15 protein-coding genes and 1 pseudogene are annotated in these 24142 nt (G+C 40.4%); all 16 read left to right on the top strand.

Annotated features, from left to right (window positions below):
* Positions 1–141: 141 nt before the first annotated feature.
* Positions 142–828 (top strand): annotated as a pseudogene (pstC, locus tag J6O61_RS04680) (phosphate ABC transporter permease subunit PstC); the annotation flags it as partial.
* On the top strand, positions 818–1684 hold the full coding sequence (pstA, locus tag J6O61_RS04675; RefSeq protein WP_292210193.1) for a phosphate ABC transporter permease PstA: 867 nt from the start codon (positions 818–820) through the stop codon (positions 1682–1684). The pseudogene pstC and the gene pstA, both read left to right, overlap by 11 nt.
* Complete coding sequence (gene pstB / locus J6O61_RS04670; protein ID WP_292210191.1) at positions 1684–2442, top strand: phosphate ABC transporter ATP-binding protein PstB; 759 nt, start codon at positions 1684–1686, stop codon at positions 2440–2442. The genes pstA and pstB overlap by 1 nt, the downstream gene beginning before the upstream one ends.
* A gap of 43 nt (positions 2443–2485) precedes the next feature.
* Positions 2486–3166: a phosphate signaling complex protein PhoU gene (gene phoU / locus J6O61_RS04665; RefSeq protein WP_292210201.1), complete on the top strand. Its 681-nt coding sequence runs from the start codon at positions 2486–2488 to the stop codon at positions 3164–3166.
* Between the two features lie 142 nt (positions 3167–3308).
* Complete coding sequence (locus J6O61_RS04660) at positions 3309–5138, top strand: Na/Pi cotransporter family protein (protein WP_292210189.1); 1830 nt, start codon at positions 3309–3311, stop codon at positions 5136–5138.
* A complete protein-coding gene (locus J6O61_RS04655) occupies positions 5116–5784 on the top strand; it encodes a response regulator transcription factor (RefSeq protein ID WP_292210186.1) in 669 nt (222 codons plus the stop codon). The genes J6O61_RS04660 and J6O61_RS04655 overlap by 23 nt, the downstream gene beginning before the upstream one ends.
* Positions 5781–7106 carry a sensor histidine kinase gene (locus J6O61_RS04650; protein ID WP_292210184.1) on the top strand — a complete coding sequence of 442 codons (1326 nt, stop codon included), beginning with the start codon at positions 5781–5783 and terminating at the stop codon, positions 7104–7106. The genes J6O61_RS04655 and J6O61_RS04650 overlap by 4 nt, the downstream gene beginning before the upstream one ends.
* Positions 7107–7118: 12 nt before the next feature.
* Positions 7119–7808, top strand: a complete 690-nt coding sequence (locus J6O61_RS04645; RefSeq protein ID WP_292210182.1) for a DNA alkylation repair protein — start codon at positions 7119–7121, stop codon at positions 7806–7808.
* 125 nt (positions 7809–7933) lie between these two features.
* Positions 7934–9022: a PTS transporter subunit IIC gene (locus tag J6O61_RS04640; RefSeq protein WP_292210180.1), complete on the top strand. Its 1089-nt coding sequence runs from the start codon at positions 7934–7936 to the stop codon at positions 9020–9022.
* Positions 9022–9468: a restriction endonuclease gene (locus tag J6O61_RS04635; protein WP_292210178.1), complete on the top strand. Its 447-nt coding sequence runs from the start codon at positions 9022–9024 to the stop codon at positions 9466–9468. Before J6O61_RS04640 ends, J6O61_RS04635 begins: the two co-directional genes overlap by 1 nt.
* Before the next feature lie 46 nt (positions 9469–9514).
* The gene (locus J6O61_RS04630) at positions 9515–10342 is read left to right on the top strand and encodes a DNA-3-methyladenine glycosylase family protein (protein WP_292210175.1); all 828 of its coding nucleotides are present in this window, start codon (positions 9515–9517) and stop codon (positions 10340–10342) included.
* A 5-nt stretch (positions 10343–10347) separates the two neighbouring features.
* Positions 10348–11799 (top strand): MFS transporter, encoded by a 1452-nt coding sequence (locus tag J6O61_RS04625; RefSeq protein ID WP_292210172.1) that lies wholly within the window; start codon positions 10348–10350, stop codon positions 11797–11799.
* Positions 11796–13127: a carboxylesterase family protein gene (locus J6O61_RS04620; RefSeq protein ID WP_292210169.1), complete on the top strand. Its 1332-nt coding sequence runs from the start codon at positions 11796–11798 to the stop codon at positions 13125–13127. The genes J6O61_RS04625 and J6O61_RS04620 overlap by 4 nt, the downstream gene beginning before the upstream one ends.
* A 368-nt stretch (positions 13128–13495) precedes the next feature.
* On the top strand, positions 13496–21415 hold the full coding sequence (locus tag J6O61_RS04615; RefSeq protein ID WP_292210166.1) for a pectinesterase family protein: 7920 nt from the start codon (positions 13496–13498) through the stop codon (positions 21413–21415).
* A gap of 290 nt (positions 21416–21705) precedes the next feature.
* Positions 21706–23301, top strand: a complete 1596-nt coding sequence (locus J6O61_RS04610) for a xylulokinase (RefSeq protein ID WP_292210164.1) — start codon at positions 21706–21708, stop codon at positions 23299–23301.
* A 125-nt stretch (positions 23302–23426) separates the two neighbouring features.
* Entirely contained in the window at positions 23427–24122 is a 696-nt protein-coding gene (locus J6O61_RS04605) for an L-ribulose-5-phosphate 4-epimerase (RefSeq protein ID WP_022772347.1), read from the top strand.
* Positions 24123–24142: the final 20 nt, after the last annotated feature.

The raw sequence follows: 24142 nt of genomic DNA, 5'->3' as shown, positions 1-24142 counted from the left end.
TTTCTTCAGCAATATCTGGAATGGCTTAATTATAACATTTATTTGAAAGATATATGGCTCTAAAACGAAAAATTTGGGGCTAAAATGGAGTTTTTGTTAAGTGCTGAGGAATGAGCTAACAACGAGTCATTCACTCAACGTTCAATTGCAGGAACAGTAGCCGCGATAATTATTGGTGTACCTATAGGCTTACTTACCGCCGTTTACTTATCTGAGCTGGCAGGTAAAAAAATAGGTATTATTGTAGGCTCTGCAGTAGAACTGCTTGCAGCTGTACCGTCAGTAATCTATGGACTTATCGGAATGATGGTACTTAATCCAATGATGTTTAAGATTGAAAAAATGTTATTTGCAAAAGATAGTACGCATCAATATACCGGAGGAGCAAACATGCTTTCCGCGATAATTGTGCTTGCAGTTATGATTCTGCCAACAGTAATCAGTGTTAGCACATCTTCGCTTAAGGCGGTGCCGGACAGCTTAAGAGCTGCATCATTGGCACTCGGAGCAACCAGAGAAGAGACAATATTTAAGACTGTTATCCCGGCGGCAAAATCGGGAATATTAACAGGAGTTGTTTTGGGAATAGGAAGAGCACTTGGTGAAGCAATGGCAATTAATATGGTGGCAGGTGGTGCGGTAAATATTCCACTTCCGTTTAATTCGGTTAGAACGCTTACTACTCAGATTGTTAGTGAAATGGGTTATGCAAGTGGAACCCATAGACAAGTCCTTTTTACGGTCGGACTGGTCCTTTATATACTCATAATGATCGTGAATTTGGTGTTGTTAAAGGCGAGAAAGGGAGGCAGCAGGCATGGCGATTAATACGAGAAGGATAAAAGGCTTCGGTTTACGAATGCTCATTTATATGTGTGCTTCATTTTCAGTTCTTTTGTTAACATTAATTATTCTTTATGTATTGGTAAAAGGTATATCAATTGTGAATTGGTCGTTTCTAACATCTGTAACAAGTGTACTAAAAGGTACCGTAGGGATTGCAGGAAATATAATAAATACAATTCTGATTATTCTTATTACCATGGTTATTGCAACACCTTTAGGGATTGGAAGTGCTATTTACTTAAGTGAATATGCAAAATCGGAAAAGATAGTAACGCTGATTGAATATGCTACAGAAACTCTTTCCGGAATACCATCCATTATCTTTGGTCTGTTTGGAATGATGTTTTTTGGAGAAAGGTTGGGACTTGGATATTCTTTGCTTACCGGTTCTTTTACATTAATCATCATGGTTCTTCCATTGATCACAAGAAATACGCAGGAAGCTCTTAAAACGGTTCCTGATATTTACAGATCCGGTGCAATTGGTCTGGGAAGCGGAAAGTGGCATATGATTCGTACAATTTTGCTTCCTTACGCAATGCCTGGAATTATTACCGGAGCCATTTTGGCAATCGGAAGAATTGTGGGCGAATCTGCCGCCCTTCTTTTTACAGCAGGAAGTGCAAAACAATTACCAAATGGGATAAAAGGATTGCTTGATAAAATGTTTCAATCCGGAGGAACTCTCACAATACAAATGTATCTTTCGGCAACTAGTGAAGGAGATTTTGAAACAGCTTTTGGAATAGCGGTTGTATTACTGGTTCTTGTTCTGTTAATAAATCTTGGAACCAAGGTACTTATAAAATATTTCGATGTAACAAGGAAGGCGCTGTAATGAATCAGACAAAAATAAAAGTAAAAAACATGAATCTATATTATGGGAAAAATCATGCACTTAAAGATGTAAGTATGGAAATAAAAGAAAATGCTATCACGGCTTTCATAGGTCCATCAGGATGCGGAAAATCGACATTTTTAAAGACTTTAAACAGAATGAATGATTTGGTGGATAATGTAAAAATTTCAGGGACTGTAGAAATAGATGGTAAAGATATTTATGTAGAGGGAATTGATACTACGTTACTTAGAAAAAAGGTAGGAATGGTTTTTCAGCAGCCGAATCCATTTCCTATGAGTATTTATGACAATGTGGCATATGGACCAAGAATTCATGGAATCAAGGACAGGAAAAAGCTTGATAAAATTGTTGAGGATAGTTTAAGAGGAGCGGCAATTTGGGATGAAGTAAAGAATAACTTGAGAAAATCTGCGTTGTCGTTATCCGGCGGACAACAACAAAGAATATGTATTGCAAGGGCTTTGGCCGTAGAACCGGAAATATTACTTATGGATGAACCTACATCGGCCCTTGATCCAATTTCAACAACAAAGATTGAAGATTTAATGGAGGAGTTAAAGAAAAAATATACGGTTGTTGTAGTAACCCATAACATGCAACAGGCGGTTAGAATTTCGGATTATACAGCCTTTTTTCTGGTTGGAGAATTGGTGGAATATGGTGAAACGAAACAGGTCTTTTCCTATCCGGGTGATAAAAGGACAGAAGATTATATCACAGGAAGGTTTGGCTAAGATGATTAGCGAAATAATTGAAATAATGGAAAGGAAAATAGTAATGAGAAGTAAATTTGATGGGCAGCTTTTAGAACTGAATAAAGAAATGATTGAAATGGGAAATAAAATTATTCAATCTATAAAAAACGCAATTGAAGCTCTGTTGGCCGGGGATGAAGATATGGCTAAAGCTATTATGGAGGGGGATGTTGAGATAGACCATCTTCAAAAGAAGATAGAAGGAATTTGTTTTAATCTTTTAATTCAGCAGCAACCTGTAGCCGGGGACCTTCGAACTGTGACAGCGGCTATGAAGATGGTTACTGATATGGAAAGGATCGGAGATCATGCGGAAGATATTTCTGAAATAACGATTTTACTGGGGAAGAACAGCCAAATTGATAAGTTCGAACATGTATCTAAAATGGCTACAGTAACAATGATTATGCTCAATCACAGTATGGAAGCCTATATTGAGAAGGATATTAGTAAGGCAAATGAGGTAATTGAGCATGATGATATTGTAGATGGATTATTTGTTGAAGTGAAACGTGATGTTATTGAATTGATTCTCAATAACCCGGGTGAAGGTGAAGAAGCGACAGATATTCTTATGATTGCAAAGTATTTTGAAAGAATCGGAGATCATGCTACGAATATAGCGGAGTGGGTTATTTATTCCCTGAAGCAAAATGACAATGAGAACTTTACGAGTGCAAACGAGAACAAAGAAGACTCTTAACGAAATAAAACATATTTACATTTTGACCGCCGGCAGCTGATCATAGATAATTTTACATAGATTTTACATAACCATGTTCTATATTTTACTTTCATCTTTTATTCTGAAGAAGGTCAAAATAGGAGATAAGAAAGGAAATAGAATGGATATTTTTAGTATTTTGAACATGATTGGCGGTTTATCGTTGTTTTTATATGGAATGAGTGTTATGGGAGATGGGCTCTCTAAAATGGCTGGCGGTAAGCTTGAAACTATACTTGAGACACTTACCAAAAAGCGTATTTTTGCTGTCCTTTTAGGAGCGGGGGTTACGGCAGTAATTCAGTCATCTTCAGCAACAACAGTTATGATAGTCGGATTTGTTAATTCCGGAATCATGAAACTGTCTCAGGCTGTCGGCATAATAATGGGTGCCAACATAGGTACTACAATTACATCATGGCTTTTATCATTGACGGGAATAGAAGGAAATACGATTTGGCTTAAGCTGTTGAAACCGTCTTCGTTTTCTCCGGTGCTGGCTGCTATTGGCATTATTTTTATGATGGCAAGTAAGGCTGAGTCCAAAAAGAAGGACATTGGCGGAATACTACTGGGATTTGCAATTCTGATGTTCGGTATGGAAACTATGAGCGGAGCAGTTTCAGGGCTTTCAGACAATCCTTCTTTTACCAGACTAATGACTGCATTTAGCAATCCGATAATCGGTATGGCAGCGGGGGCGATTCTCACAGCAATTATCCAGAGCTCATCGGCTTCTGTAGGTATACTTCAAGCTCTGTGCGCAACCGGAGCTGTTCATTATTCTGTAGCTTTACCGATTATAATGGGACAGAATATCGGAACATGTGTAACAAGCATTATTTCGTCGATTGGAGCCAATAAGAATGCCAGAAGAGCAGCCATGATACATTTGTATTTTAATCTTATCGGCACTACTTTATTTATGATCTCGTTTTATATAATAAATGCATTTGTAAATTTCGCTTTTCTGGGAGAATCAGCTAATGCGGCGGGAATAGCGCTAATTCACAGCCTTTTTAATATAGGAGCGACGATTTGTTTGTTTCCGTTTTCTGATAGTCTTGTAAAACTGGCAGAGATTACAATTTCAGGTGACAATGAAAAAGAAGATATCAAAGAAATTGATGTTTCTATTGATGAAAGGTTTCTTGAGCGCCCGGCTTTTGCTATGGAGATATGCCGGACAAAGGCGCGAGAGATGGCAGAGATTGTACAAAAATCTATCGAACTGGCAACTGGAACTCTTTTGGAGTACAATTCAGATAATGTCAAGGAAATTAGCAGTCTTGAAGCGATAGTTGATAAGTACGAAGATGCACTTGGCACATATCTTGTAAAATTATCCAGTAAAAATATTTCTGTTGAAGATAGCCAGAGTATGTCTGTTATTTTGCACAGTATCAGTGATCTGGAAAGAATATCAGATCATGCCCTTGATCTGGCAGAATCAGCCAAGGAGATTAACAAAAAAGAATTATCTTTTTCAAAATCAGCAAGGCGCGAGATAGAGGCAATCAGCAAAGCCGTGCAGGATATTTGCGGCCTTACGATATCGAGCTTTTGCAATGATGACAGCGAAAAAGCGTCTCACGTAGAGCCTTTAGAAGAAGTAATCGACACTCTGACAAAGAGAATAAAAGAAAATCATATTAAAAGGCTGAAAAAAGGCAAGTGTGGAGTTGAGATGGGATTTATTCTTGAAGATATTCTGACAGGTTTGGAAAGAGTATCTGATCATTGTTCGAATATTGCGTTAGAGCTTATCACTATCCATGATAATGATTACAACACACATGGATATTATAAAAACTTTTCTGCTGAAGAGAGGGCTTTTTTCTATACTGAATATGAGGGATTGCTTAAAAGGTATCCTATAACCAAGAAAGAAATCAAGCAATTGATGAAGCCGGAACGGGAGAAGGATGATGGCACTTATATACATAATTGAAGATGATGATAGTATAAGGGAAATAGAAGAATTCGCGCTTATGAATGCGGGACATAAAGTTTTAGGTTTTAACTGTGCAAAGGATTTTTACAAAAAAATAGAAGAGGTAAAACCGGATTTATGTCTTGTCGATATAATGCTTCCTGATGAAAACGGAAACGAGATTGTAAGGAGACTCCGCAGAAATCCGGATACAAAGAAAGTGCCTGTCATAATGGTAACTGCTAAAACATCTGAGCTTGATCTTGTAAAGGGCATTGAAGATGGGGCAGATGATTATATTAAGAAGCCGTTTTCGGTTATGGAACTTATTACGAGAGTAAAGGCGCTGCTTAGGAGAACTTTATCTGAGGAGATAAAAGAATTACGTTTGGAAGAACTTGTTGTTAATAATGAGAAGCACGAAGTTTCTATAGAGGGAAAGCCCGTAGAATTAACATATAAAGAATATGAATTATTGTCTTTGTTTATTGCCAATAGAGGAGTTGTCTTGACGAGAGATATAATAATGGATGAAGTCTGGGGAACTGAATACGAAGGTGAATCAAGAACAATCGATATGCATGTGAAAACACTTCGTAAAAAGCTTGGTGTTTATGGAACGAAAATAAAAACAATCAGAAATGTAGGTTATGTAATAGAATGAAAAGCCAAATAAATAAAAGACTGGTTGGAATTGCTATTCTTGCAGTACTTGCCACAGTTGCAGGAACTACAATTATATATTACGGCTTGTTTCAGAAGCGTGTGCGGGCAGATCTTTCTGTAAGTGCTAAGCTTCTGAGGGATACTCACTATTTTGAGTCGGTTAATATTGATATATACGATATTGATCTGTCTACTGATATTGAAGAACTTCGTGTCACATGGATTGCAGAAGACGGAACGGTGCTTTACGACAACGATGCATCAGCAGAGTCCCTGACGAATCATAACGACAGACCGGAAATACAAGAAGCTTTTACCGATGGAGTTGGTGAGGCTATTAGAAAATCTGACACTATGAACAAGAATACGTTCTATTATGCTGTTCTTTTGGATAACGGAACGGTGCTCAGAGTAGCAACTGATGCACAAAACCTTTGGGCCGTATTTGTATCGGTGGCTCCCATCATTACTTTGATCATTTTAATTATCATTTCAATGTGCGTAGTAATTTCGCATTTACTTACAAAACAGCTATTGAAGCCGATTGAAGTAATGGTTTCGAATCTGGAAAATGCTGATTACGAATCTCCGTATAAGGAACTTGACCCCCTTTCTGAAATGCTAAGGACACAGCATACAGATATACTTGCAGCTGCAAAAGCCAGACAGGATTTTACGGCAAATGTATCACATGAGTTAAAAACACCCCTTACAGCCATTTCAGGATATGCAGAACTGTTAGAAGGCGGAATGGTGGGAGAAGAAAAGCAAAAGCACTTTCATCAGGAAATCCGCAAGAATGCAGACAGATTGATCGCACTTATAAATGATATTATTAAGCTTTCAGAACTTGACAGAGTAAATGGTGAACTTGCCTTCGAAAAAATTGATTTATATGATTTGGCTGCGGAATGTGTAAATGATTTATCTGTAAGCGCTAAGGTTAAAGAGATATATATAGCCATTGAAGGAGAAAAAGGTATAGTAAACGGCAACAGAGATCTGTTGAGGGAACTTATTGAGAATCTGATCCAAAATGCAATTAGATATAATAATCCGGGTGGAAAGGTTCTGGTATCGGTTAACATTATGGACAATTACACTTGCCTGATTGTAAAGGATAATGGAATCGGGATTCCTGCGGCAGATCAGCAGAGAGTTTTCGAGAGGTTTTACAGGGTTGATAAAAGCAGATCAAAAGCGACAGGTGGCACCGGTCTGGGACTTGCCATTGTAAAACATATTGTTGAGATACATGATGCGAGAATAGAACTTGACAGCGCACCTGGGGTAGGCACTACGATAACAGTTAAGTTTTAGCGAAGAGATATTATGATGATTGAAGAAATAAGAACAAGGCTTTATGAATTGCAGGATATAAAATATAGGGATTTCCAGAGCGGACTCATACCAACTGCGGAAAAAGAGATGTTTATAGGAGTAAGGACGCCCGCTCTTAGGAAGTATGCCAAAGAACTGGCAAAGACGGAGGGGATTGATGAGTTTTTGAATGACCTTCCACACAAGTATTTCGATGAGAATCAGCTCCATGCGTTTATCATCTCTGAGATAAAAGATTATGTTGAATGTGTAAAACAGGTGGACAGGTTCCTTCCATTTGTGGATAACTGGGCAACCTGTGATCAGATGTCGCCCGGGATTTTTAAAAAACATAAAGATGAGCTATCAAAAGAAATATACAAATGGCTCGAATCAGATAAAACATATACCATAAGGTTTGCGATCGGAATGCTTATGCAGCATTATCTGGATGGAGAATTTGACACGAAATATCTTGAAAGAGTATCAAGTATCAGGTCAGAAGAATACTATGTCAACATGATGATAGCCTGGTATTTTGCTACAGCTCTTGCCAAGCAGTATGAATCAACAATTTTGTATATCCAAGATCGCAGGCTTGATGTATGGACCCATAACAAGACAATTCAGAAGGCAATTGAAAGTTATAGGATTACAGATGAAGCAAAAGAGTATTTGCGCGGTCTGAAAATAAAGACATAAAAGTAAAAATTTACTTGCATTTGCGGAATATTCTGTCTGTTGTCACTTTTTTAGTTCAATTCTCTAAAGCGTTATAGTATAATCGTGGGGATGCTATAAGACAAAACTATAACAGGGAGAATGGTATGGAAAAGTTTAAAGATTTTTTGAAGAGGAAAGATATTGAGATTTCCTTGAAGCGCTATGGTATTGATGCGCTGGGAGCTATGGCGCAGGGATTATTCTGTTCGCTTCTTATCGGAACTATCATCAACACAATCGGGACTCAGTTCCATGTTCCTTTTTTGATGAAAACAGTGGCAACGATTGCCGGTACAGAATATACAGTTGGCGGTCTGGCTACAGCGATGAGCGGACCTGCAATGGCAGCAGCTATAGGATATGCTCTTAAGTGCCCGCCACTGGTTCTTTTTTCAATGATCACGGTTGGATTTGCGGCTAATGCTCTTGGTGGAGCAGGTGGCCCTTTGGCTGTATTGTTCGTTGCAATACTTGCAGCAGAATTTGGTAAAGCAGTTTCCAAGGAGACAAAGATTGATATTCTGGTTACACCTCTTGTAACTATAGGCGTTGGAGTATTTTTCTCATGGCTCATTGCACCGCCTCTTGGCAGGGCAGCTATGTGGATTGGAAACCTTATAATGTGGGCAACTGAGCTTCAGCCATTCCTTATGGGAATTTTGGTTTCCGTGCTTGTTGGTGTGGCGCTCACACTTCCTATTTCTTCAGCAGCAATCTGCGCAGCCTTTGGTCTTACAGGACTTGCGGGTGGAGCAGCTGTAGCAGGATGCTGTGCCCAGATGATCGGCTTTGCAGTTATTTCTTTTAAAGAAAATAAGTGGGGCGGACTTATCTCACAGGGAATCGGAACATCAATGCTTCAGATGGGAAACATCATTAAAAATCCAAGAATATGGATTGCACCGACACTTGCATCGGCTATAACAGGCCCTATTGCTACATGTCTTTTCAGATTGCAGATGAATGGAGCTCCGGTTTCATCGGGAATGGGAACCTGCGGAATGGTTGGACCTATCGGAGTTTATACAGGATGGGTCAGTGATGTGGCGAATGGTGCCAAGGCAGCAATCACAGGATTTGACTGGTTTGGACTTTTGATGATTTCCATAGTGCTTCCGGCTGTATTTTCACTTATAATAAATGCAGGTGTTAAAAAACTTGGCTGGGTAAAAGACGGAGATATGAAGCTTTAATGTTTAGAGATAATATAATCTATGCAGTTATAGGGGCAGCGGTGGTTTTACTTGCTGTCCTTATACTTTATCTAATTAAAAGACATAAAATGCGCCCGCTTCCTATGGATGAAATGGAGGGGCATGACTTCGAGTATTATTGCGCGGATCTGTTAAAAGACAATGGCTTTCTCGAAGTTGAAGTGACCAAGGGGAGCGGCGACTTTGGCGCTGATATCCTTGCTGAAAAGGACGGAGTAACCTATGCGTTTCAGTGCAAGTGTTATGATAAGCCAATCGGCGTCAAAGCAATACAGGAGATATATGCCGGTCGTGATTACTATGGGAAAATGGTTGGCGTTGTTATGACTAACCAATATTTCACTCAGCCTGCCGTTGAACTTGCAACAAAGCTCAATATTATGCTTTGGGACAGAGGATATGTGGATAACATGGAGAAAAAATGACCGGGGTAGTGGGACTGAAAGTATCGGTAAAGAATAGGAGACTATAGTGGTAGTAACAATTGAAGATGATTTTGACCTTGGAAAGATAGCTGACAGCGGTCAGTGCTTCAGGTTTAACAAGTGCGGAGAAGGGTCGCAGGAGCATTACAGCGTTGCAGCATTAGACAAACATGTGCTGGTTAAAAAACTTGACGAAAACAGGTACGAATTTAGCTGTGACCAAAAAGAATATGACTCCTTTTGGAAAAACTATTTTGATATGGACATCAGCTATAGCGATATTCGTTCAAGGATTGATAAAACCAAAGATGAATATCTTTATAATGCTTCGGAATACGGCAAAGGAATAAGGATTCTCAGGCAGGATCCGTGGGAAATGCTTATTTCTTTTATCATATCCCAGAGAAAAAATATTCCTGCTATCAAGGCCTCAATTGAAAAACTCTGCGCTCTTGCGGGGAATGTAATTGATGAGGGAGAAGAGTTTGGGAAAATATATTCTTTTCCCACTCCTGAAAAAATAGCAGCTTTATCAATGGAGCAGTTATCATCCTGTAGCCTTGGATATAGAGATAAGTATGTTCATCAGGCGGCACTTGATGTGGCAAGCGGCGCAGTAGACTTAAAGGCATGGGAGAAGCTATCTGATGAAGAGCTGATGGAGAATCTCCTTAAATTATTTGGTGTTGGGGTTAAGGTTGCAAATTGTGAGATTCTTTTTGGCTATCACAGGCTTGATGCGTTTCCTATTGATGTTTGGATAAAAAAAGTTCTTGATGCACATTATCAAAAAGGCTTTGCTTTTGAAAGCTATGCTCCTTTTAATGGGGTTATGCAGCAGTATCTATTTTTCTATTCAAGAACAGGAGGGTAATTTCTATGGGGAAAAATGAAGAAAAAAGTGTGATCCAAAGGGCCAGTGGCCTTAGGACCGCAGAGTATGTCAGCTATGCATTGGGGGATGCGGGTGGATGCCTGGTGTTTGGGCTGGTGACTTCCATCCTGCAGACCTACTATACGGATGTACTTATCTTAAGTCCGTTCTTTATCATGATCATGTTTGTACTGACAAGAGTCTGGGACGCGGTGAATGACCCAATTATGGGGCGCATCTGTGATACAGCGAAGGTCTCAAAGCATGGTCGATATCGTGTGTGGTTTCTTCGCGTGGCAATACCGCTTGCTATAGCATCTATTCTGTTATTTTGTAAATTCCCGGGTTTTGGTACGCCGGGAGACAATCTGCCTGCCTATATTTATGCGACAGTGACCTATGTTGCATGGGGAATGATCTATACCATGCTGCAGATTCCTTATGGCTCCCTTGCAAGTGTTATCACTTTGGATGACAAAGAAAGGTCCAAACTGTCAGTATTTCGTGCTGTTGGTGCGGCTCTTGGTTCTATGCCTGTCATGGTGCTTTCAATGCTTTGCTTTAGCACTGATAAAACAACAGGTCAATCCATCGTAAAATATGATGTTCTTTTAACCGGCGTTATTGTCATGGCTCTTTTATCTATGATAGCGCTTCTATTTGCATTCCTTGGTACAAAAGAGAGAGTGAAGGCGGAGCAAAAGCACCATGAAAAGGGCGCAGCAGGCAAAGCTTTAAAGCTTATCTTTGGAAACAAGTCAATGCTTTCTATTTCTGTAGTAGCAATGCTTCTTTTGGCAGGGCAGATGTTTACTCAAAGCTACTATGTGTATCTTATCCGCTACTATTTTGGAAAGGGCGGTATTTTTGTATCACTTCCGACTATCCTTACCTATATTCCAATGGCAATACTGATGGCATTTACTCCAAAGCTTGCCAGAAAGTATGGCAAAAAAGAGATTACTTCCGTAGGTATGATCATTGCGGCAGCAGCGAACTTTTTAATGTTTTTCCTGAAATTCCTGGATCCCGCAGCGGCACTTATGCCTTTCATGTTTTTGTGCTTTGTCTCCGGATTTGGTTTAAACCTATTTGTCCTGCAGCTGTGGGCTATGGCGGGGGATGCCATAGACGAGATCGAAGTTACAACCGGAAGTAAGGATAACGGAACAGCTTATGCGTTCCTTAATTTCTTCCGCAAATTGGGGCAGGTAATCTCAGCCATTGCGGTAAATGCAGCTCTTTTGGCAATGGGATACTATGACACAGCAAGTACGCTGGAATTCAAATTTACCGGGGCACAACTGTCTTTAATGTATGTACTGGCAACCCTGATCCCTGCTGTAATGTTTGCCCTGATGGCGCTATTCCTGATCGTCTGGTATCCGCTTTCAAAGGAGAAAGTGACAGAACTGCAGGCAAAAAAGGAAGCATACTTTGGAGATAAAAATCTATGAGTGATATTAAGTTTATTGAAAAAGAAACAGGCCTTGGCAGGATCAGAGGCCTTGAGAGAGAAGACGACCTGGCCTTTCTTGGGATTCGCTATGCAAAGGCAGAGCGTTTTTCCTATGCTGTTCCCATAGAAAAATGGGAGGGGACATATGATGCCACGCACTTCGGCGATGCCTGTACTCAGTACCGGACCTACTTTCCCCATCTTGATGTGCCGGAGCGACTTTTTTATCATCGGGAATTCAGAGAGGGACTAAGTTTTACCTATAGTGAGGACTGCCTGAACCTCAACATCTATGCGCCAAAAGATGCTCAAAACGCACCGGTTCTTGTATTTATCCACGGCGGAGGCTTTAATTCCATGGCCAATTCCGAGGGCTATCTTGACGGCGCCGGTTATGCGAAGCGTGGAATCATACTTGTGTGCATTAACTACAGGGTGGGAGCCTTTGGATATCTGACTCATGAGGAAATACAGGAAAAGAATGGTCGCGACGGAAACTTTGGACTGGACGATATTTTAGTTGCCATTAAATGGGTAAAAAGACATATAGCTTCCTTTGGCGGCGATGCTGAAAATATCACGGCTATGGGACAAAGCGCTGGAGCGATTTCTCTGCAATACCTCTGTCTTTCTCAAAAAGCAGAAGGTCTCTTTAAGCGTGCTATTATGCTCTCTGGTGGAGGACTTTTTCCTAAGAAAGCCAGGCCAAAGCCTGCTACTGAAACCAGAGAATACTGGAAAGAAGTAATGAAAATAGCCGGGGTAAAGACTTTAGAAGAATTCCGGCACTTGGATGAAAAAGAAGTGATGGCAGCTGTTGAAGTTATCAAAACTGAGCGAAATGACAATCTGGTGAACACACAACCGGTTGTGGATGGTTATCTTCTGGAAAAAGATACGGTGCAGCTTGTGAAGCAACCTTTGTGCATTGACTATATGGCAGGTACCACATCCAACGATATGTTCAATGTGGTCCTTTACCACATGGCCTGGAAATTTATCCGAGAAAATAAGGGATATCGCTATTTCTTTGATATAGAAGCACCGGGAGATGATAACGGTGCCTTTCATTCTTCGGATCTTAGGTATTTCTTTGGAACTCTTGATAAGAGTTTTCGGCCTTATGGCGAGAAGGATAAGGCTGCATCAGAACTGATTATGGATTACGTGGCAGCATTTGTAAGAACCGGAAATCCCAACGGAGAGGGGAGACCGATTTGGAAAAAAGGTGGAAAGCCTCTATACATCTCTAGTGGTGGCTTTAAAATGAAGCGGGCAAATCCTGTTTTGCTGATTCGAAATACCTTTAGGGGAGATCCAAAATAAATACGAGTACTTTTGAATATAGTATTAAACGTCTGATTGCCTTATGGTGGTCAGGCGTTTTTTAGTAGCATTCTCTGAAAGCGCTAACAATGCAATTTTACATATTGTTGGATACAAAAAATATATTATCTATCGCAAATCATAAAAAATGCACAGTTTTTACTCTATGAATTTGTTGATTAATTAGTGCATTATCACAATGAAAACTAATTCTTACATATTGTTTTCGTCAATATATATATGTTATGATGGTAACACGAATTATGAAAATGTAAGCGTTTACATTATTAAGAAAGTATAAACTTGCATTTTTATAGGGGTGTTAAGATTCGTGTTTTGTGGGAGACACATAAATTGGGAGGAGAACAATGGTAAGAAAGGGACTATGCAAAAAGGCATGGACAAAGGTTGGGGCTGTACTTATGTCTGCTGCGATTGTGATGGCAAATGTCACCATGGTAATGCCGCAGACTGTTGTCTATGCAGAAACAACTGACAATTCATCAGAATCCGCAAGTGGGACTTCTGAAGAAGGCAGTACTGATGGGAGTTCTGATGCATCATCAGAAGTATCAAGTGTTGATGATGAAAAAGAAGAAACAGTAACAGTTAAAACAGAGGAAGTAACAGAGGAAGCAGCTACAACTTTGGCTGGAACTGAAGAGGCAACTTCTTTGACTGCAGCAACAGCAGGAGCGACCTTACTTGGAGCGGCTGCAAGCGGAAATGCGTCTTCAGGAGCAGCATCAGCAAGTTCTTCAGCTGCAAGTGAAGCATCATCAGAAGGAACTGCAGCAACAAGCGCATCTTCAGTTGAAGGTTCTGCGGCAAGTAGTGCTTCTTCGGTGGAAGCAGCAACAGCAGCAAGCAGCGCAGCTACAGAAGAGATTGAAGAAGAATCAGAAGATAGAAACTTTGATGACTCCAAGACAGATGTATGGGATTTTGGCGCTGAGGATCTGGGAGAAGATTACAATAACAGATTAACAGTTGATACTATTAATGGTCTTTACAGTGTAAGTGCCGGTTCAACAGGAGTTAATATTGCATCATTCTCGATAGATGATGGGGATTTTTCATTCAATGATGGTGGATATAGTGAAACTCACAGGTTAAGAACCACTAACACAGAGCTTACCCGTTATGACAGTAAGTCACTAAAAGACTCTGATGGAAATGTATATAGCGGTTATATTTATTCAAATAAAAGCGGGACATCGGATGTTTATATCGCGGTGGAATGCCAGGCTGATGATATCATCACTGCATATGTTGCCAGCAATGGAACAGATTCAGATGTTGTATTTGAAAATATGTCTGATGGAACAGAATCAACTACGTATACACATACGGCAGGTTCAAGTACAGTATCAAGATTTGTATACTATCCTGCAAACGAAAGCCGGTACAAATTATATTCTGCTACCGAGAAGCTTGTAGTGGCCAGAATTCTTCGTAAGCATGCGGAGTATGCACAGCTTACAGGTACAGTAAACGGCTATGAAGGAACAGAATCTCTTTCCATAGTATTTACTAACAGACAAAATGGCAACGAGGTCAGAGCTGAGGTCAGTGAAGGTTCATTTACGGCAGAGCTTGCAGAAGGCTTTGATTATGATTTATCTCTTGAGGGGGCTGATAACTATGTTATTACATCTAGCAAGAGCATAAATATCAGTGAGGATACTTCAATTGAAGTGGATGTTGCAGGCGTTACACTTGTGACATACACAGGAAGTATTACCGGGATTGATACAGAAGATATAGACAGCTTTGTTCGAGCTGCTGAGTTTACATTTACACCGGATGACAAGGAATCGGTATATGTTCCTTCTATTACACTTAATTCTGAAGAAAATGCTATTGTTTATGAAGTAAAGCTTCAAAGCGGAGTGAATTATGAAGTAGCTGTAGAGGATAAAGAAGATACTGCTTCAGAGAAATACGCGGCAGTAGAAGATTACAACCTGATTACAACATCTATTGCTGTAGATGGGGAAAAAGATAACTTTGCTATTGAATTTGAAGCTAAGCCTGTATACAACATAACAATCGTGCCCAACGGGGCAACTCTTGATGATCTGGCAGAAGCAACATTTACCTTTACAAGACTTGATACAGAAAATGATTATGAAGCTGACGGATACGTTTATGAGTTTACAGGAACAGATGGCATTACTTTAAGAGATGGACAGTATGTTGTAGAGGTTACTGATTCGGGAGAATATGTACAGCAGCTTACCAGCAATCTTATCGTAAATGGCGCAGATGTGGTAAAAGAGATTACATTCTCATCTGATATAACAGAATGGAATTTCAGTGATGAGTCATTCGTGTCTAAATATGCGAATGCTTCATCGGGAACTTATAACGGATTATCATGGACAAATGGAAGATCACACAATAGTGTATATCTTTATTCAGGAGCAGGAACAATATCAGTTCCCGTAAAAGGAGCTTGTCAGATTCAGGTAACTGCAAATTATCAGTACTCCTTCTATTTTGAGAGTGATTCAGAAGAATCGGTTGATGTTAAAACCGGAACAACGAGTCAGGATGATACTTTTACCTACAATTATGATGGAGAAAAGGGGACATTTGACATAACTGTTCTGGGTTCATCATATATTACAAAAATTGCGACTGTTTATCAGACAGAATATAAGTCTGAAATATCAGTTGGATCATCAGAGTCTGCAGACTATGAGACTATTGGAGAAGCACTTGACGCGATTCGTCTCATGGAGAGAGATGACAGTGAAAGAGTTACAGTTAGTATAGAGCCTGGCAATTATGAGGAAATGCTTGTAATTGATGTTCCTAACGTAACACTTAAAAATGCAAGTGATAATCCTACAAACACACTTACAAATTCAGGCGTAGATATTGATGACAATGCAGTTCGTATTACATGGTATTACGGACACGGCTATACATACTACAGTATGGGAAGTGATTACAAGTACAATAGCGATGTTCTTACTACTAACAAAGCTAATGGCTATGCATCTGTTGTTAACCCCGGCTCAGGAACTGGAACATACTGGAATGCAACTGTTGTAGTAAGTGCTTCCGGATTTGAAGCAAAAGATATTATTTTTGAAAATTCTTTTAACCAGTATATGTCGGAAAAGGCAGCAGAGGACGTGATTGTTCCTCAAAGTGGTGCAAAAGAGGGATCTACAGCCCGTGCAGATATGTTAGCCGGCGATACAAGTCTGCAGAATAAGAGCTATGTAGAAAGAGCTGCAGCTCTTGCTCTTACATCATCAGCAACAGAAAGCTATTTTGATGGTTGCCGCATAATTGGTCGTCAGGATACTCTCTACGGCGGAGAAGGTGCTACAGCAGCGTTCTATGATTGTGCAGTATATGGCGGAACAGACTACATCTTTGGCGGAATGACAGCAGTATTCGCAAAGTGCGACCTTGTTCTTAACACAAGTGAAGATAAAAACGATGTTGCTTATATTACAGCAGCTCAGCAGAAGGCTTCAGGTACACGCGGATATCTTATGTACAACTGTAAAGTTACAAGTGCAACGCCAGGCGTTGACACAGCATCAGAATATAAATCAAAGCCCGGACAGTTTGGAAGACCTTGGCAGGCGAATACTTCTGAAGTTGTATTTTTTGATACTGTTGTAGAGGCAACAAATTGGAGCCTTGATTCAAACAATAGATATGTTTATGATACAGACTCTAACGTATCACTTATCCAGCCGGCAGGTTGGAATACAACTCTTGGCGGAGAATCGGCAAGGTGCGTAGAATATGGCACATACGAGGTGTCCGGAGAAGATAACAGCTCATCTCGTGTAACCTGGGCGCAGCAGCCTGAGACAGCTGTTTGTTCAGATGGGACAGGGATTTCTGTAGCAGCATTTTTGGGTGACTGGGATCCGTTTGAGGAAAATGGTAATGATATGACTATTACTTTCCCCGATGGAACAACAGACGAGGCACCTGTTGCTGATGAAAGCGAGAAGTCAGAAGAAAAGGCAAATACAGTATACACACTTGAATCATCAGGTTTAGCTGCTTTTGCTGCCGGTGCCAAGAGCGATGGAGAAACTGAAAAGGCTGGCACAGATGAATACTTTACATTAGTATACAGCGCAAAAAGTAAAGTTGATTCCAGCTCGAAGACTTGGGATGATGGATATGCATCTTCTCAGCGATTGAATTTAGGCGGTAATGTAAGTACTGAGAAAAATGCAATCAAGTTTACTACATCAAGCAATGAAGCACAGGTTGAAGTGTGGTGGGCTTGTGGTGATAGTGGTCGCCAGATAGCAATACTTGACAGCAACGGAAGTACAGTTGCCATAACTGAGGAGGAAGCGGTTAAGAATTCCGCATACAAATCAACGCTTAAAACTAGTAGTGCAGGAACCTATTATCTTGGAGGAGCCACCGGCAATAACTATATTTTCAAGGTTGTTGTAACAGACGGTGAGCAGGAAGAAGTAATAAGAGCTGATTGGAGCAGTGTGAGTACTCCTGTTATCGAAAGTGTTGCACTTAATGAGAGCGATTCAAATAAAATAGATGTTAAGGTGAATGCAATTATCGGCACAGATGGCGGCGATAGCCTTACAGTAACTATGTATGATGAAGGCGGAATTACAAAAGAAACTTTGAAGTCATCAGCAGAAAAAGAATCTTTCGATTTTTCTTTTACGCCTGAATTAAGCGGTAAATACTATTTCGTAGCTACACTTGCAAGAGAGGACGAAACAGATGTAAAGACAAGCGGTGAGTCAGATAAGTATGAATTTACGCTTCCTCTTACAGCTCCACAGTTTAAAAATGCAGTAAATAAGGGAAGCGGAACTGTAACTGTAAAATTCTATTCTGTAAAAGAAGCTACAGAATATACTCTTCTAGCTATTGATACAGAGAACGAATCATCAGAGGTGAAAGCAACCTATACACCTGAAGAAGTTGTAACAAATACTTCAACGGAATACGAATATACATTCAAGAATCTTACAGTTGGTCATGAATATAAACTTGTTTTATCGGCAAAAAGAAACGAAGAGGTTTCGGCTGAAAGTACAATGAATATCGAGGTCACTGAGGATGGGGAACAAGAGTGGACATTCTCTGCATTTGGATCAGGCGTGTCAACTTCAACCAATAAAGCTACGGTAAACGACGATGGTTCTGTAACAGTTGCTTCAACCGGCGGAAAAGGAAAACTTGTTCCGGCATCTACTGATGGGCTTGCGTTTTATTACGCAACAATACCGGCAGATAAAAACTTTACTCTTTCTGCCACGGTTAGTGTTGATTCCTGGAAATATTCAAACGGTCAGGAAGGCTTTGGTCTTATGGCAGCAGATACTGTTGGAGTAAACGGAGACTCTTCGGCATTTTGGAATAACTCTTACATGGCAAGTGCTACAAAGGTTGAATATTATTATGATACAGCTGCGGGAGAAGTAACAGACGATACATCAGCAAGTAAAATATCAATGAAAATTGGAATTGGTTCACAGCAGAAAATTGGTGTTACACAGGATAATCTGTCCCTTCTTCAGGCAAATGATTCGACAACAATAACAGGAGAATTCTCATCTACAATGAGACCGCTTGATACATCATGCGGTAGCAAAGGAGCAGGTACATACAATCTTATTGGAAATGAGACTTCAGGCGGTGTGGCATCGACAACCGTAGATAATCCTGTAACAGAGTTTAAACTTTCAATAAGAAAGAACAACACAGGATATTTTGTGAGCTACACAGATGCTGATGGAAATACAACAACACAGAAGTATTATGACACAGAGGCTCTTGAACAGCTGGATACTGACAATGTTTATGCAGGATTCTTTGCTTCAAGAAATGCAACAGCAACGTTTAGTGATATTGAACTGACACTTGTTGATCCTGCTGATGATGAAGCTGCAGAAGATAAACCAATTACATATGTAACACCAAGCTACAAGATTATCTCAGCAACATATTCAAATACTGCTGAGTACACATTGCAGTATACAGGTAATGCAGATGGTGTATTGACAATATCGGATTCAAAGGGTAATAACCTCGTAAATGCCAAAACTGTTGAGGAAAATACAGTAGAGAGCGTTGAAGCAACACTTGATAAAGGAGATAACACCTTTACAGTAACATTTATACCGGATGAATTTTTCCATCCTGAGGATGATGAGTATCAGCTCCTTTCATCATATGAAGCAAGCACATTTACGCATACTGTAAATTACAAGACTATCAGTGATGCAAAAGAGATATATGTATCCCCTGAGGGCACAAGCACAGGGGAAGGAACAGAGAATTCTCCGGTAGACATCTATACAGCAGTTAAATATGTACAGCCCGGACAGACAATAAGACTTGCCGGCGGCACATATTCACTTAAGAGTACTGTTACAGTTGCAAGGGGAATTGATGGAACTTCATCTAAGCCGATCAGAATGATTGCTGAATCCGGTGACAGAGCAGTGTTTGATTTTAACAAGGCGTGCGCTGGTTTTGTATTTGCGGGCGACTATTGGTATGTAAGCGGAATTGACTGTACGAGATCAGGTAATTCCCAAAAGGGTATTCAGGTGTCCGGAAGTCACATTACACTTGAAGATATTCATACATATGAAAACGGAAATACAGGTATTCAGGTAAGCAGATATCTTTCAACAGATGAGTGGGATGATTGGCCAAGTGATGATCTTATTCTCAACTGCACATCATATAGTAATGCGGATGCAGGATACGAAGATGCAGACGGATTTGCTGCAAAGCTTACAGTAGCAGAAGGCATAGTATTTGATGGATGTATTTCCTACAACAATGCGGATGACGGCTGGGATCTTTTTGCGAAAGTTGAATCAGGTTGCATTGGTCAGGTTACAATCCGGAATTGTGTTGCCTTTGCAAATGGTTACGGCGTGGATGGAACAGATGAAGGAAACGGTAATGGATTTAAGATGGGTGGCTCCAGCATGGCAGGACCTCATAAACTCATCAATTCCGTTGCATGGGGCAACAAGGCAAAAGGTATTGATTCCAACTCCGGACCTGACATTCAGGTATACAACAGCATGTCATTTAATAACGGAGGCAGTAATGTAGCTCTTTATACAAATGACACAGCAAACACAGATTTTTGTGTTGACGGTGTGCTCTCATACAGAACAACCGGAACAAGTACAAATGAAACAATAAAAGCAAAGGGAACACAGGATTCCTCAAAGATTTACGGAAAACTTAACTTCTTCTGGAATGATGGAACATCTGCTAACAGTGAAGGACTTACAGCATCTGATGACTGGTTTGTATCCCTTGATGCACCTTATGCAAATGCACAGGATCCGCTGGCGGTAGCAGAAGGAATGAGAAGCAGTAATGGAAAAATTGACCTTGGCGATTTCCTGAAGCTGACTGATGCAGGTATGGAGGCTTTGGCAAAGGCCGGTATTACGTACTCCGACGTTGTGGCTGTATTAAATGGAAGCTATGAGGCTTCAGGCTACAACTATGATCCGAGTGAGGATGATGATTCTTCAAGCGCTTCAAGCACAGAAGCAAGTTCGGAGGAGAGTCCGGAATCAAGCACAGAAGTAAGCTCAGATGCAGGTTCTTCTGCTTCGACACAAGAATCAGGCTCTGCAAGTTCAACAGAAGAAGCAGGTTCTGCAAGCACAAGCGGATCATCAACACAGGATCAGTCATCAGAGAGCAGCACGGCAGAAACTTCATCAGATTCAACATCCGAATCGGATTCTGCAAGCGAAGGATCAGGAGATTCAAGTGATTCAAGTGATGAGGATGTAGATGATGACGAATCGGGATCTGATGAATCAGGTTCATCAAGCACATCTGAATCAGTTCCTGCATCCAGAGTGGAACCAACGCCTATAGTAAGAGCGATTGAAAATGTGGTGGAGCGAATTGTAAATAGAGTTAATAATTTCGTTAACCGCATATTCGGGAATGATAATCGTAACAATGAACGAGATGTCGCAGGGGCTCAGAGAGAGGAAAATATAGGAACTCAAGATAATGAAGGTAATACACAGGAACATTCGAATGAAGCAGTACAGACACCTGATGATTCGGGAAAACAAACTTCATCTGGAGTAGAGATTTTGGATGAACAGACGGCAAAAGAGGCAGCTCCTTCAGGTGATAAAACACCGATTCCTGTAGCGCCTATAGCAGCAGGCGGAGCTACAGTGGTTGTGGCTGCAGCTGCAGTAGTTGCTGTAAAAACCGGGCTTATGGCAAAATTGTTGGCGCTTCTTCATATAATTAAGTAATGGTTTGAAAGAATTCTTTTGTCATAATAGCAATAATTGATAAAGAAGTTGTCCTCATAAAGGTGGGGACAACTTCTTTTAAAATAATCTGAAATAAATGTACAAAAAATGTAGAATATGTATATAATTAGTGTATGTTTACTAAAAACTAAAATATTAGTCAAAAAAGTAAAATATGGGTTAATTAAAGGAGCATGATACCGTTCGAAGCGTATTTTGCTGAGTTGCGGTATCTGCATCCGAACGGAGTAAGTCAGATAATAAACTGGCGTTATTAAAGGAGAAAAGGTATGGGTGATGCAAAAATGTTTATTGAAGAGGGAAAAACATTTCTCGGAATTGAGTTCGGCTCAACAAGAATTAAGGCTGTTTTAACAGATGAAGAATATAACCCGATAGCTTCCGGCTCCCATGGATGGGAAAACAGACTGGATAACGGTATCTGGACATATACACTTGATGACATTTGGACGGGGCTTCAGGACTGTTATCAGGGACTGAAGAAGGATGTGGAAAACAAGTATGGCGTTAAGCTTACAACTGTCGGAGCTATGGGCTTTTCTGCCATGATGCATGGTTATATGGCATTTGATAAGGCCGGAAACCTTCTTGTGCCATTCAGAACATGGAGAAATACAATAACAGAGGAAGCTTCTGACAAACTTACAGAGGTTTTTGGATACCATATTCCCCAGAGATGGAGCATTGCCCACCTCTATCAGGCTATTCTTAATAAAGAAGAGCACGTATCTAAAGTGGATTTCTTTACAACTCTTGCCGGATATATTCATTGGCAGCTCACAGGAGAAAAAGTTCTTGGAGTTGGCGATGCTTCCGGAATGTTCCCTATTGATTCAAAGACATGCGACTACAACAAAAAGATGGTTGAACAGTTCGATGAACTGGTTGCATCATATTCTTTTGACTGGAAACTTTCTGACATCCTTCCAAAGTCACTTCCTGCAGGTGCGAAGGCAGGAAGTCTTACAGAAGAAGGCGTAAAAAAGCTTGATCCGTCAGGCGAATTGAAGGCAGGAATCCCTGTATGCCCTCCTGAGGGAGATGCCGGAACAGGAATGGTTGCCACAAATTCAGTCGGAGTAAGAACCGGTAATATTTCTGCCGGAACTTCAGTATTTTCAATGGTTGTTCTGGAACATGACCTTTCAAAGGCATATCCTGAGCTTGACCTTGTTACAACACCATCAGGAGAGCAGGTTGCAATGGTTCACTGCAACAACTGCACATCTGATCTCAACGCATGGGTATCTCTGTTTAGAGAGTTTGCAGGAGCAATCGGAAAAGATATTGATGATGATGCATTATATGGAACACTTTACCGCAAAGCTATGGAAGGTGATGCCGACTGCGGCGGACTTCTTGCGTATAACTATTTCTCAGGTGAGAGCATCACAGGATTCAATGAAGGAAGACCTCTGTTTGTAAGAAGACCTGATGACAAGTTCAACCTTTCTAACTTTATGAGAACACATCTTTATACTGCACTTGGTGCTCTTAAAGCAGGAAATGACATTCTTATGAAAGAAGAAAATGTTAAGGCAGACTTCTTCTTTGGACAGGGCGGATTCTTCAAGGTAAGAGGTGTTGGTGACAGAGTAATGGCGGCAGCGCTCAATACTCCTATCAAGCTTATGGAGACAGCAGGAGAGGGCGGTCCTTGGGGACAGGCAATCCTTGCAGGATTCATGATGCAGAAAAACGATGGTGAGACTCTTGAAAAATATCTTGCTGATAAGGTATTTGCAAGTGGAAAAGTTGAGACCTGTGACCCAAATAAAGAGGATGTTGCCGGTTTTGATGAGTTTATGAAAGACTACAACGCAGGTCTTTCTATAGAAAGGGCAGCAGTTGATTCATTAAAATAATAATAATTATCTGGATTTTTAATGTCTTTTCAGATACGGATTGCTATAAATTGATAAGCCTATCGCAATAATTACGAAGATTAATTGTCGGTCTGATAATAGAATGAACATTGGAGCGTAGAAAAATGTTAGAAGAATTAAAGAAAAAAGTTTATGAAGCAAACATATTGTTACCTAAGTATGGACTTGTAACTTTTACCTGGGGAAATGTAAGTGCGATTGACAGAGAGAGCGGTCTTTTTGTTATCAAGCCAAGCGGCGTTGACTATGACACCATGACTCCTGATGACATGGTTGTTATGGATCTTAATGGCAACAAGGTTGAGGGTAAATTAAACCCATCATCCGATACACCTACACATGTTGAGATCTACAAAGCATTTAAGGAAGTAGGCGGTGTTGTTCACACACATTCATCCTATGCTACAAGTTGGGCTCAGGCAGGGAGAAGCATTCCGTGCTATGGCACGACTCATGCTGATTACTTCTATGGTGAGATTCCGTGCGTAAGATGCCTCACTAAGGAAGAAATCGAATCTGCATATGAAGAGAATACAGGCCACCTAATTGTTAATGAGTTTGAACGTATGGGAAAAGATCCGGTGGCTGTACCTGCAGTACTTTGTAAAAATCACGGTGTGTTTACCTGGGGTAAAGATGCACATGAAGCGGTTCATAATGCAGTTGTTACAGAAGAGGTTGCAAAAATGGCCTATAGGTGCGAAACTATTAATCCGGAAGTGAAGCCTGCTCCACAAGAACTTCAGGATAAGCACTATTACCGTAAACACGGTGCTAACGCATATTATGGACAAAAGTAATCACTCGGTGAGAGCAGAAC

The sequence above is a fragment of the Butyrivibrio sp. genome, assembly GCF_017635265.1.
In the GTDB taxonomy this organism is placed as follows: Bacteria; Bacillota; Clostridia; order Lachnospirales; family Lachnospiraceae; genus Butyrivibrio.
The sequence above is the reverse complement of the archived record's forward strand: the minus strand, read 5'-3'. Positions and strand labels throughout refer to the sequence as shown.